Consider the following 14,267-nt stretch of genomic DNA (forward strand, 5'->3'; position numbering starts at 1 on the left):
CTGCAACAGGGCATGCTGTTCCACCACGCCAGTGCCGGTGAGCATGATCCCTATGTGATGCAGGCGCGCTTCGTGTTTGCCGACAGCAGCCGGGTCGAGGCCTTCGCCCAGGCGCTGCAAGGAGTGATCGAACGCCACGACATCTTGCGCACCTCGGTGCACTGGAAGACCCTGGAAACGCCGCTGCAGGTGGTCTGGCGCCAGGCCCGGCTGCGTGTTGTGCAACTGGCTCCCGGCGCGTTGCCCGACACCGGCTTCGACCTGACCCAGGCCCCGCTGATCCGCCTGCAGTGCCAGGCGCCGGAGCCCGGCGGGCAGGTCCACGCCACCCTGCAGTTCCACCACGTGGCCATGGACCACAGCGCCCTGGAAGTGGTGCGCCACGAGATGCTCGCCTTCCTGCTCGGCGAGAGTGCCCATCTGGGCCGGCCGGTGCCGTTTCGCAACCACGTGGCCCAGGCCCTGCTGGGCGTGAGCGAGGCCGAGCACGAGGCGTTCTTCCGCGACATGCTCGGTGCTGTCGACGGGCCGACCCTGGCCTATGGCCTGGGCGATGTGCAGGGTGACGGCGCGGCGCTGAACGAGCACGCCCTGGATCTCGACCTGGCGTTGTGCCGCGACCTGCGCAGCCAGGCGCGCAGCCAGGGGGTGAGCGTCGCCAGCCTGTTCCACCTGGCCTGGGCGCGGGTGCTGGGTGGCCTGACCGGGCGCGAGCAGGTGGTGTTCGGCACCGTGCTGATGGGGCGCCTGCAAGGCGCCGAGGCCACCGACCGGGCGCTGGGCATCTTCATCAATACCTTGCCGCTGCGGGTCGACCTGGATGCCGCCGACCTGGCCACGGCGATCAAGGCCACCCACCAGCGTCTGAGCACGCTGATGCGCCACGAGCATGCGCCCCTGGCCCTGGCCCAGCGCTGCAGCGGCGTGGCGGCGCCGACCCCGCTGTTCAACGCCTTGCTCAACTACCGCCACAGCGCGCCCTCAGGCTCCGAGGCGGTGCGCCGGGCAGGCTGGGCAGGTATCGAGATCGTGCATGCCGCCGAGGCCACCAACTACCCGCTGACCTTGAGTGTCGACGACTTCGGCGAAGCCTTCCGCCTGACCTTGCTGGCCAGCCCCGAGGTGCCGGCGCAACGCGTCTGCGCCTATCTGCAGCAGACCCTGCGCAGCCTGCTTGCAGCCTTGAACCAGGCACCCGGGGTTGCAGTCCGCGCGTTGCCGATGCTGCCGGACGAAGAGCGCGAGCACATACTGCAAACCTTCAACCAGACCCCTGGCGCCACGGATGCTCATGGGCCGTTGCACCAGCGTATCGAAGCCGTGGCCCAGGCCCATCCGCAGGCCCTGGCCGCCACCTGCGACGACCAGTCGCTGAGCTACCAGCAGTTGAATCAGCTCGCCAACGCCCTGGCCCATCAACTGATCGGCCTGGGCGTGCGCCCCGACGACCGGGTGGCGGTGTTCGCCCGGCGCGGCCTGGACACCTTGGTCGGCCTGCTCGCGGTGCTCAAGGCCGGCGCCGCCTACGTGCCGGTGGACCCGGCACACCCCGATGAGCGCGTGCGCTACCTGCTGGATGACAGCGCGCCAGTGGCCGTGCTGACCCAGCAGGCGCTGCGCGGTCGCCTGGGCACGCGCGCGACGCCGGTGCTGGCACTCGACCAGCCGGACTGGCCAGCGCGCCACGACGATCCCCTGGTGAGCGGCCTGGGCCCGGCGCACCTGGCCTATGTGATCTATACCTCAGGCTCCACCGGCCAGCCCAAAGGGGTGATGGTCGAACACCGCAACCTGAACAACCTGGTGGACTGGCACTGCCGCGCGTTCGACCTGTGCCAGGGGCGCCACACCTCGAGCCTGGCCGGCTTCGGTTTTGACGCCATGGCCTGGGAAGTCTGGCCGGCGCTGTGCGCGGGGGCGACCCTGCACCTGGCCCCGTCCAGCGAAGGCCATGAAGACCTCGACGCGCTGCTGGCCTGGTGGCGTACCCAGCCGCTGGATGTCAGTTTCCTGCCCACGCCGGTGGCCGAGTATGCCTTCAGCCACCAGCTCGAACACCCGACCCTGCGCACCTTGCTGATCGGCGGCGATCGCCTGCGCCAGTTCAACCGCACCCAGACCTTCGCCGTGGTCAACAACTACGGCCCCACCGAGACCACCGTGGTGGCCAGCTCTGGCGTGGTGGAGGCGGGCGGCACCCTGCACATCGGCGGCGCAGTGGACAACGCCCGCTTGTACGTGCTCGATGCGTACCAGCAGCCCGTGCCCCTGGGGGTGCCCGGCGAGCTCTACATCGGCGGCGCCGGGGTCGCCCGTGGCTACCTGGACCGCGCGCAACTGACCCGCGAACGCTTCCTCGACGACCCGTTCAGCGCGACACCCGGTGCACGCATGTACCGTACCGGCGACCTGGTGCGGTGGCTGGCCGACGGCACCCTCGATTACCTGGGCCGCAACGACGACCAGGTGAAGATTCGCGGCGTGCGCATCGAGCTGGGCGAGATCGAAAGCCGCCTGAACGGCCTGCCGGGCATCGGCGAGGCGGTGGTGATGGCCCGCGAGGACCAGCCCGGCCAACCGCGGCTGGTGGCCTACTTCACCGCCCAGGCGGGCCTGGAGCCGGCCCAGCCTGAGCAACTGCGGGGGCAGTTGCTGGCCCATCTGCCGGAGTACATGGTGCCGGTGGCGTATGTGTCGCTGGACGCACTGCCCCTGACCGCCAACGGCAAGCTCGACCGCCGTGCGCTGCCAGCGCCGGAACGCTCGGCCCTGTTCGAGCGTACCTACGTGGCCCCCGAGGGTGAGCTGGAAGAGGCCCTGGCCCAGGTGTGGGGCGAGCTGCTGCACGTGGAGCGGGTTGGTCGGCATGACCACTTCTTCTCGCTGGGCGGGCATTCGCTGCTGGCCATGCGCATGGTTTCCCAGGTGCGCTTGCGCCTCGGCGTGGAACTGGCCCTGGCCGACCTGTTCGCCAACCCCGAGCTGGCGGCGGTGGCCCAGGTGCTGGCCGGCGCCGGGCGCAGCGAGCTGCCAGCGCTGGTCGCGGTGTCCCGTGAGCAACCCTTGCCGCTGTCGTTTGCCCAGCAGCGCCTGTGGTTCCTCGCTCAGCTGGAAGGCGGCAGCCAGGCCTACAATGTGCCGCTGGCGCTGGGCCTGCGCGGAGCACTGGATGCCGATGCGCTGGAGGCCGCCTTGCTGCGCATCGTCGCGCGCCATGAGAGCCTGCGCAGTCGCTTCGTACCCTGCGGCGACAGTGCCGAGGTGATCATCGCCGCGACCCCGCAATCCGGCTGGCTGCAGCGCCGGACACTGGCGCCGCAGGCATTGGCCGGGCACCTGCGCGACGAGGCCGCCGCGCCCTTCGACCTGACAACGGGGCCATTGCTGCGGGCCAGCCTGCTGCGCCTGGGTGAGGCGCACCATGTGCTGCTGCTCACCGTGCACCATATCGTCGCCGATGGCTGGTCCCTCGGCGTGCTGACCCGCGAATTGAGCGCGCTGTATCCGGCGCTGCGCGAGGGCAAGGACGACCCGTTGCCGGCGCTGGCCATCCAGTACGCCGACTACGCCGTGTGGCAGCGGCGCTGGCTGGCCGGTGAGCAACTGCAACGCCAGGCCGACTATTGGCGCCAGGCCTTGGACGGCGCGCCGACCTTGCTGAGCCTGCCCAGCGACCGGCCACGACCGACGCGCCAGGATTTCAGCGGCGCCAGCCTGGCGCTGCAGCTGGATGCGCGCCTGGGGGCCGGCCTGCGGGCCCTGGCGCAGCGGCACCAGGTGACCCTGTACATGGTCCTGCTCGGCGCCTGGGCCGCTACCCTGGCGCGGCTTTGCGGGCAGGCCGAGGTGGTGGTGGGCTGCCCGGTGGCCGGGCGCGGGCGCGCCGAACTGGAGCCGTTGGTCGGCCTGTTCGTCAATACCCTGGCCCTGCGTATCGATACCGCCGGCGCGCCAAGCACCGAGCGCCTGCTGGCGCAGGTCAAGGCGCGCCTGCTCGACGCCCAGGCGCACCAGGACCTGCCTTTCGAACAGGTGGTGGAGATCGTCCGGCCGGCGCGCAGCCTCGGCCATACCCCGTTGTTCCAGACCACCCTCAACTGGCTGGCCACCGAGGGCGCCGCGCCGACCCTGGCGGGGCTGCGGCTGGAAGGCGTGGAACAGGTCGGCCAGGTAGCCAAGTTCGACCTGTCGCTGAGCATGGGCGAGCAGGGCGAGGCACTGGTCGGGAGCCTCGAGTACGCCACAGCGCTGTTCGATGAAAGCACCGTGCGCCGCTTCGCCGGGTATTTCGACAGCATGCTGCGCGCCATGCTGGCCAATGACCAGGCGCCGCTGGCCGAGGTCGAACTGGTGGGCGAGGCCGAGCGCAAGCGCCTGCTGGATACCTTCAATCGCAGTGCCCTGGCGTTCCCGAACGGGCAGACCGTGCATGGCCTGGTTGAGGCCCAGGCGGCCCGTACACCGCAGGCACTGGCCGCCAGCCAAGGCGAAATGTCCCTGTCCTATGGCGAGTTGAACCAGCGCGCCAACGCCCTGGCCCAGTACCTGCTCGGGCAGGGTGTCGGCCCCGACGAGCGGGTGGGGGTGGTGGCCCGCCGGGGCCTCGACACCCTGGTGGCGTTGCTGGCGGTGCTCAAGGCCGGCGGCGCCTATGTGCCGGTGGACCCGGCGCACCCGGACGAGCGGCTGCGCTATCTGCTCGAGGACAGCGCTCCGGTGGTGGTGTTGGCACAGCAGGCATTGTTGTCGCGTCTTGCAGCACTGGGCGTGGCGGCGCAGGCACTGGACAGGCCGCACTGGCCGGAGCGTGCGGAAAACCCCGAGGTCCCCGGCCTGCAGGCTAGCCACCTGGCCTACGTGATCTACACCTCTGGCTCCACCGGCCAGCCCAAGGGCGTGATGGTCGAGCACCGCACCCTGGCCAACCTGGTGCACTGGCACTGCAAGGCCTTCGAACTCGGCGCCGGGGATCATACCGCCAGTGTCGCCGGCTTCGGTTTCGACGCCATGGCCTGGGAAGTATGGCCGGCCCTGTGCGCCGGGGCGGTGCTGCACCTGCCACCGGCGCAGTTGGGCAACGAGCAGCTCGACGGACTGCTGGCCTGGTGGCTGGAGCAACCCCTGAAGGTGGCGTTCCTGCCGACCCCGGTCGCCGAGTACGCCTTCGCCCAGGGGCTGCGCCACCCGACCCTGCGCACCTTGCTGATCGGTGGCGACCGTCTGCGCCAGTTCAACAGCGATCCCGGCTTTGTCGTGGTCAACAACTACGGCCCTACCGAGGCGACCGTGGTCGCCACCTCGGGCCTGGTGCTGCCGGGCGGCGTGCTGGACATCGGCCGGCCGATCGCCAATACCCGCGTGTACCTGCTGGATGATGCGCGGCAGCTGGTGCCGTGCGGTGTGGCCGGCGAACTCTACGTGGGTGGCGCCGGCGTGGCGCGGGGCTACCTGAACCGCGCAGAGCTGAGCGCCGAGCGCTTCCTCGACGATCCGTTCAGCGAGGTGCCCGGGGCACGCATGTACCGCACCGGCGACCTGGCGCGCTGGAATGCCGACGGTACCCTGGACTACCTGGGCCGCAACGACGACCAGGTGAAGGTGCGCGGCCTGCGCATCGAGCTGGGCGAAATCGAGGCGCAGTTGCTCGCCCTGGAGGGTGTCGCCGAAGCGCTGGTGCTGGCCCGCGAGGACCAGCCCGGGCAGCCGCGGCTGGTGGCCTACTACATTGCCGGCGCCGAGGCGCAGCCGGTGGGTACCCTGCGCGCCGCGCTGCAACAGCGCCTGCCCGCCTACATGGTGCCGGCAGCCTGGGTACGGCTGGATGCCTGGCCGTTGACCGCCAATGGCAAGGTCGACCGCAAGGCCCTGCCGTTACCCGAGCGCGAGGCGCACAGCCAGGCCTACGAGGCCCCGGCTGGGGCCTTGGAGGTTGCCTTGGCCGAGCTGTGGTGCGAGTTGCTGCAGTTGGAACGGATAGGCCGTCAGGACCGCTTCTTCGAATTGGGCGGCCATTCGCTGCTGGCCATGCGCATGGTTGGCCAGGTGCGCACGCGGCTGGGCCTGGAGTTGTCGCTGGGCGAGCTGTTCGCCGACGACCGCCTGCTGGCGGTGGCGGCGACCGTGGCCGAGGATCGCCATGACGTACTGCCGGCCATCGAGCCGGCGCCGCGCGGCCAGTCCCTGCCACTGTCGTTCGCCCAGCAACGGCTGTGGTTCCTGGCACAGATGGACGATGCCAGCGCCGCCTACCATATCCCCCTGGGCCTGGCCTTGCGCGGCCCGCTGGACCGTGCCGCCCTGGAGCGGGCGCTGGAGCGCATCGTCGAACGCCACGAGAGCCTGCGCAGCCACTTCACCCAGGCAGGCGCCGAGGCACGGGTGCGGGTGGCGCCCGGACGGGGCGGCTTCGCCCTGGCCTGGCATGACCTGCGCGGCGCGGCGCAGCAGTTGCCCGAGCTGATGCAGGCCGAGGCGTTGCTGCCATTCGACCTGGCGCACCAGCTGCCGGTGCGCGGCCGCCTGCTATGCCTGGCGGCGGAGCACCATGTGCTGCTGCTGACCTTGCACCATATCGTTGCCGACGGCTGGTCGATGGGGGTGTTCACCCAGGAGCTGGCGGCGTTGTACCAGGCCTTCAGCGAAGGCCGCGACGACCCGTTGCCGGCGCTGGCGATCCAGTACGGCGACTATGCCCTGTGGCAGCGTCGCTGGCTGAGCGGTGACGCCTTGCAGCGCCAGGGCGACTACTGGAGCCAGGCCCTGGCCGGCGCGCCGGTGCTGCTGACCCTGCCCACCGACCGGCCGCGACCGGCCCGTCAGGACTACCTGGGCGACCGCGTCGAAGTGCGCCTGGACCGGCGCCTGAGCGAAGACCTGCGGGCGCTGTGCCTGCGTCATGGGGTCACTCCGTTCATGCTTTTCGCCGGCGCCTGGGCGGTGCTGCTGGCGCGCCTGTCCGGCCAGGCCGAGGTGGTGATCGGCACCCCGGTGGCCAACCGCCGGCAAGCCGAGGTCGAGGGGCTGATCGGCTTGTTCGTCAACTCCCTGGCGCTGCGCATCGATACCGCCGGCAGCCCCGATGTCGGCGCGCTGCTGGCCCGGGTCAAGGCCTGCGTGAGCCAGGCCCAGGACCATCAGGACCTGCCGTTCGAACAGGTAGTGGAACGCTTGCACCCGCCGCGCAGCCTGGCCCACACACCGCTGTACCAGGTATCGCTGGCGTGGAACGGCGTGCCGGGCGAGGCCCTGCGCCTGGGTGAGCTGCAACTGGAGGCGCTGGGCGGCGCGCAGACCTTCGCCAAGTTCGACCTGACCCTGAGCCTGGGCGAGACCGCCGATGGCTACGGCGGCGCCCTGGAGTTCGCCACCGCGCTGTTCGACCGGGCGACCATCGAGCGGCACCTGGGTTACCTGGAGCAACTGCTGTGGGCGATGGCGGGCAGCGACCAGGCCGTGCCGGCGAAAGTCGAGTTGCTCGGCGCCGCCGAGCGTCGCCAGGAACTGGTGGCCTGCAACGCCAGCGAGCGGATCGGCGGCCTGCAGCAACCACTGCATGCGCTGTTCGAGGCGCAGGTGGCGCGTACGCCGCAGGCCGTCGCGGTGCAGACCGAGGACGGGCAACTGACCTATGCCGAACTGAATGCGGCGGCCAACCGCTTGGCCCACCGCCTGATCGAACAGGGCGTGATCGCCGACAGCCGCGTCGCCGTGTGCCTGGCGCGAGGGCCAGGGTTGCTGGTCGGGCTGCTGGCGGTGCTCAAGGCCGGCGGAGCCTACGTGCCGCTGGATCCGGGCTACCCGGATGAGCGCCTGGCGTACATGCTCGAAGACAGCGCGCCGCTGGCGTTACTGGTGGATGCCGCCAGCAACCGGCGCTTCAGCGACAGCCCGGTGGCGCGGCTGGACCTCGACCAGCCGGACTGGACCGAGCAGTCGCCGGACAATCCACAGGTGCCGGGCCTTGGCGCCCGCCACCTGGCCTACGTGATCTACACCTCCGGCTCGACCGGCACGCCGAAAGGGGTGATGGTCGAGCACCGCAGCCTGTGCAACCTGGTGCACTGGAGCTCGCGACTGATCGCCCCGAGCGCCGCAGGCGCGCTGCTGCACAAGACCCCGGTGAGCTTCGATGCGTCGGTTTGGGAGCTGTTTTGGCCGTTGTGTGCCGGCCTGCGCCTGGTGCTGGCGCGCCCGGATGGCCAGCGCGACCCGGACTACCTGGCGGCGCTGATCCAGCGCCAGCGGGTCAGCGTGGTGCAGTTCGTGCCCGCGCTGCTGCAGCAGTTCCTCGCCCTGGAGGCCAGCGCGGCCTGCGACAGCCTCACCGATGTGGTCTGTGGCGGTGGCGAGCTGACTTCGGCGTTGCTGCGCCAACTGCGTGAGCGCCTGCCGCTGGTGCGGCTGCACAACGTCTACGGTCCCACCGAGGCCACCGTCGACTGCAGCGTCTGGACCCTCGAGCCCCGGCAACCCGTGCCCGAAGGGGCGCCACCGATCGGTCGGCCGATCGCCAACACCCGGCTGTATGTGCTCGACAGCCATGGCCTGCCGGTACCGCGGGGCGTGGTGGGCGAGCTGTACATCGGCGGCGTCGGCGTGGCGCGTGGCTATCTGGGCCTGCCGGCGCTGGAGGGCGAACGTTTCGGTGCCAGCCCGTTCGTGGTCGATGAGCGCCTGTATCGCAGCGGCGACCTGGTGCGTCGTCGCGCCGATGGCGAGCTGGAGTTCCTTGGCCGCAACGATTTCCAGGTGAAACTGCATGGTCTGCGTATCGAGCTGGGCGAGATCGAGGCCTGCCTGGCCAGCCATCCGCACGTGCGCGAAGTGGCGGTGCTGCTGCGCGACGAGCGCCTGGTCGCCTGGTTCACGGCCGACGATGGCGCGCCGGGCGTGGCGACATTGCGCAAGCATGCCCAGGCAGGTTTGCCGGACTATATGGTGCCGTCGGCCTACGTGGCACTGCCGGCCATGCCGTTGACGGCCAATGGCAAGCTCGACCGCCAGCGGCTGCCCGACCCCGGTGCCGACGCGGTGCTCAGCCGTGCCTACGAGGCGCCGCAAGGCGAGGCCGAGCGCCATCTGGCGGCGCTATGGGCCGAGTTGCTCAACGTGCCGAGGGTAGGGCGCCAGGATCATTTCTTCGAGCTCGGTGGCCACTCGCTGCTGGCCGTGACCCTGATCGCCCGATTGCGCGCCGAGGGCCTGGACGCGGACATCCGCGTGCTGTTCGCCGAACCGACCCTGGCCGCCGTGGCCGCGACCCTGGGCCAGCATGGCGCAAGCCGGGTGCCGGCCAACCGCATCGGCGCCGATTGCCGGCGCATCACGCCGGACTTGCTGCCGTTGGTGGCGCTGGAGCAGTCGCACATCGAGCGGATCGTCGACCAGGTGCCTGGCGGTGCCGCCAATGTACAGGACATCTACCCGCTGGGACCGTTGCAGGCGGGGATCCTCTATCACCACTTGGCCAGCGAGGGTGACGACCCCTACCTGCTGCAGGCGCGTTTCGCGGTGGCTGACCAGGCTCGGTTGGAGGCATTGCGCCAGGCGCTGGACCAGGTGATCGCCCGGCACGACATCCTGCGCTCTTCGTTGTACTGGGAAGGTCTGGCGCAGCCGGTGCAGGTGGTATGGCGCCAGGCGGCGTTGCCCGTGCAGGAACTGGCCGCGGATGAGCCGATCAGCTTGCGCCTGGACCTGACCCGCGCGCCGCTGCTGCGCCTGATACACCGCGAGGACCCGAGCAGCGGGCGGATCACCGCCACCTTGCTGTTCCACCACCTGGTCCTGGACCACGTGGCCCAGGACGTGTTGCGCGCCGAATTGCAGGGCTGCCTGCTCGGCGAGCAGCTGCGCTTGCCGCCGCCGGTGCCGTACCGCAACTACATCGCCCAGGTGCTACAGGGTGCCGGCGAGGCCGAGCATGAGGCGTACTTCCGCGAGCAGTTGGGCGATATCGACGAGCCAACCCTGGCCTACGGTCCGCATCCACTGGCCCACGCCGACGCCGTGGCCGAAGCCCAGCACTGGCTCGACGACGGGCTGGCGCGGCGGGCCCGCGAACAGGCGCGGCTGCTGGGTGTCGGCGCGGCCAGCCTGATGCACCTGGCCTGGGGCCTGGTGCTGGGGCAGTTGTCGGGGCGCGACAGCGTGGTGTTCGGCACCGTGCTGCTCGGTCGCCTGCAGGGCGGTGAAGGCATGGAGCGGGCCTTGGGTGTGTTCATCAACACCTTGCCGCTGCGCCTGGACGTGGGCCGCCTGCCGGTGCGCGAGGCGCTGCTGGACACCCATCGCCGGCTGACCGGGCTGTTGGTGCATGAGCATGCGCAACTGGCCCTGGCCCAGCGCTGCAGTGCGTTGCCGCCCGGCGCGCCGCTGTTCAGCGCCTTGCTCAACTACCGCCACAGTGCCGCCGCGCTGGCCCATGACACTGCCAGTGGGCGTGCCTGGCAGGGCATCGAGCTGCTGCATGCGCAGGAACGCAGCAACTACCCGCTGGCCCTGAGCATCGACGACCTCGGGGAGCGCTTCAGCCTGACCGCGCAGTGCGCGGCGGGCCTGGACGCCCGGCGGCTGTGCGGTTACCTCGAGCAGGCTCTCGCACACCTGGTCGAGGCCCTGGCGCATGATCCCGAGCAAGGCCTGGAGCGGCTGGACATCGTACCGGCCGAGGAGCGCCGCCGATTGCTCGGCTACAACGCCACGCAGCGCGACTACCCCAGGTCGGTGCCCGTGCACCGCCTGTTCGAGCAACAGGTGGCGCGCCATCCGTTGGCGCTGGCGGCGCTGCATGATGAGCGCCAGCTGAGTTACGCCGAGCTCAATGAGCAGGCCAACCGCCTGGCGCACTGGCTGATCGGCGAGGGGGTGGCGGCCGGCGCTCATGTGGCGATCCTGCTGCCACGCTCGCTGCCTTTGCTGGTCGCGCAGTTGGCCGTGCTCAAGTGTTCAGCGATCTACGTGCCGCTGGACATCAACGCCCCGGCCGAGCGCCAGGCGTTCATGGTCCAGGACTGCCAGGCGGTGATGCTGCTGACCCTCGGCAGCCTGGCGGCGGATTGCGAGACGCGGCGCATCGACCTGGACTGCCTGGCGCTGGACGAGCAGCCCGCGCACAACCCGGGCCTGGCCCTGGAGGCCGACGCGGTGGCCTACGTGATGTACACCTCCGGTTCCACCGGCACGCCGAAAGGCGTGAGGGTGACTCATCGCGGCATCGCCCGGCTGGTGCTGAACAACGGCTATGCCGACTTCAACGCCACGGACCGTTTCGCCTTCGTCGCCAACCCGGCGTTCGACGCCGCGACCATGGATGTCTGGGGCGGCCTGCTCAACGGCGGCCAGGTGCTGGTGATCGACCACCAGACCCTGGTAGAGCCGGCGCAGTTCGCCGCCGCCCTGCGCCAGGGCGGCGCCAGCGTGATGTTCGTCACCACGGCGCTGTTCAACCAGTATGTGCAGTTGATCCCCGAAGCCCTGGCCGGGCTGCGCATCCTGCTGTGCGGCGGCGAGCGCGGCGAGCCTGCCAGCTTCCGCGCCTTGTTGGCCCGGGCGCCGCAGTTGCGCCTGGTGCACTGCTACGGGCCTACCGAGACCACCACCTTCGCCACCGCCAGCACTGTACGTGCGGTAGTCGACGGCACCGAGCATGTGCCGATCGGCGGCCCGATCGGCAACACCACGGCCTATGTCCTCGATTGCCACGGGCGCTTGCTGCCCGAGGGCGTCACCGGCGAGCTGTACATCGGTGGCGACGGCGTCGCCCTCGGCTACCTGAATCGTCCGCAGTTGACAGCCGAACGCTTTCTCGACGATCCGTTCGGCACCGGGCCCGGCGCCAGGCTGTACCGCACCGGTGACCTGGCCCGTTGGCGCGAGGATGGCCAGCTGGAGTGCCTGGGGCGCAGTGACGACCAGGTGAAGATCCGTGGTTTCCGCATCGAGCTGGGCGAGATCGAGCAGCAGCTGGCCCAGTGCCCGGGCGTGGATGAAGTCGTGGTCATGGCCTTGCGCCTGGAACAGGGCCCGCTGCGTTTGGTGGCCTGGTACACCCGCACCGACGCGGCACTCGACGGTGTGGCGCTGCGCGGCTTCCTGCGCGAACGGCTGCCGGAGTACATGCTGCCGGCGGCATTCGTTGTGCTCGAGGCGTTGCCGTTGACCAACAATGGCAAGGTCGACCGGCGGGCGCTGCCGCTGCCGGGCGCGCAAGACCTGGCCGTGGCGGTGTTCGAGGCGGCGGTTACGCCCGTGGAGTTGGCGTTGGCCGCGCTGTGGGCGCAGGTGCTGGAGGTCGAGCGGGTGGGGCGGCATGACAGCTTCTTCGAACTGGGCGGGCATTCGCTGTCGGCGATCCGCCTGGTGGGCGAGATGCGCCAGGCCGGCCTGCACACGACCCTCGCCCAGCTGTTCCAGCACCCGACCATCGCCGCCCTGGCGCCGCTGCTCGACGAGGTGGCGGCCGAGGACGAGGCGCAAGGCCTGGTCACGGTGCGCGCCGCCGGCAGCCAGCCTGCACTGTTCCTGATCCATGAGTTCAGTGGACTGGACCTGTATTTCCCGGTCCTGGGGCGGCATATCGAAGGTGATTTCCCTGTCTATGGGCTGGCCGGCGTCGCCGTCGGGCAGGCGCAACTGAACACCATGGAGTGCCTGGCGGCGCGCCTGGTGCGGCAGATTCGCGCCGTGCAGCCACACGGGCCGTATCGCCTGGCCGGCTGGTCGTTCGGTGGTGTGCTGGCCTACGAGGTGGCGGCGCAATTGCTGGGCGCGGACGAGCCGGTGGCCTTCGTCGGCCTGATCGACACCTACGTGCCGCGCCTGAGCGACCAGGGCAAGGCGCGCTGGCAAGGGCCGCACCTGGTGCAAGCGCAGTTGCTGCTGCATTGCCGCGTGCACTGGCAGGCGCAGGGCGAGGCGGGGGCTATGCAACTGGCCGAGATCGAGGCGTTGCAGCCGGGCGCATTGCCCTTCGAGGCACTGCTTGCCCTCTGCCGTGAGCGACAGTTGCTGGTGCCGGGCCTGGCCCAGGCCAGCGATGGACAGTTGCGCCACTTCTTCGAACGTCACCTGGCCCATGGCCAGGCACTGGCTCACTATCGCCTGGCGCCGTTGCCGGTGCCACTGCACCTGTTCATCGCCGAACAGCGCAGCGCCGGTATCGTCACCGACAGCCCGAGCCTGGGCTGGGCCGAGGCCTTGCCTGGGCAGGAGCTGAAGTGCCAGAGCGTGCCGGGCGATCACCAGAGCATGGTGCAGGACCCGCAAGCCGCCGTGCTCGGCCAGGCCATCGCCCAGGCGATGCAGGCCGCGTCGGCGCTCGCGCCGGCGGCGCACCAGCCGCTACTGGCAATCCAGAGCGGCGTGCCGGGCCATGTGCCGGTGTTCTGCGTGCCGGGCGCCGGCGACAGCGTGACCAGCTTCATCGGCCTGGCCGAGGCGCTGGGGCCGGACTGGCCGGTGCATGGCCTGCAGGCGCGCGGCCTGGCTGCGGGTGAAGTGCCCCATTGCTCGGTCGAGGTGGCTGCGGCGTGCCATGTCCAGGCCATCGAGGCGCTGTACCCCGAAGGGCCGTTGAACCTGGTCGGGCACTCGTTCGGAGGCTGGGTGGCCCATGCCATGGCGATACGCCTGCAGGCCAAGGGGCGCGAGGTGCGCTCCCTGACCCTGATCGACAGCGAGGCGCCGGGCGCGGGGGGCAGTTGCGGCAAGCCGTACACCTATACCCAGGCCCTGCAGCGGCTTATCGAGTCGTTGCAACTGTCCACCGGCAAGACGTTGGGCATCGAGCCTGTAGCCTTCGCCGAAGCCGACGATCAGGAGCAGCTGCGCCAGTTGCACGCGGCGATGGTACGGGTCGGCCTGATGCCGTCGCGCTCTTCGCCGCAGGCACTTGAAGGCGTGGTGCGCACCTTCGCCACGGCGCTGCGCACGGTGTATCGCCCCGAGGGTGGCTTCAATGGCTTGGCGCGGCTGGTACTGGTGGCCGATCCGAGCTTGGACGCCGCCGGCAACCAATGCGAGCAGCAGGCGATGGAAGACGGTTGGCGTGAATGGCTGCCGCAGTTGGAGGTGTGGCAGGGGCCGGGCAACCACTTCAGCATCCTCAAGGTGCCGGATGTGTTCAGCCTGGCGGCGTGGTGGCATGACGGGCAGGCCCTGTATCACAGCAGGGTGAAGCAGTAACACCGTCGTGAGAGCGGGCTTGCAAAGCGATGGCGTCACCTTGGAGTGGCGTTATCGCGGGGCAAGCCCGCTCCCACGGGACC

1 protein-coding gene (cut by a window edge) is annotated in these 14,267 nt (G+C 70.2%); it reads left to right on the plus strand.

The window, feature by feature from the left end; genetic code table 11:
• A protein-coding gene (locus tag OH705_RS18065; RefSeq protein ID WP_267302684.1) for a non-ribosomal peptide synthetase crosses the window boundary here: on the plus strand, positions 1-14,184 show its 3' portion. It extends 351 nt beyond the left edge of the window; only the last 14,184 of its 14,535 coding nucleotides appear in the window; its start codon lies off the left edge, out of view; it ends in the stop codon at positions 14,182-14,184.
• Positions 14,185-14,267 lie beyond the last annotated feature (83 nt).

The sequence above is a fragment of the Pseudomonas sp. BJa3 genome (assembly GCF_026343815.1).
In the GTDB taxonomy this organism is placed as follows: domain Bacteria; phylum Pseudomonadota; class Gammaproteobacteria; order Pseudomonadales; family Pseudomonadaceae; genus Aquipseudomonas; species Aquipseudomonas soli.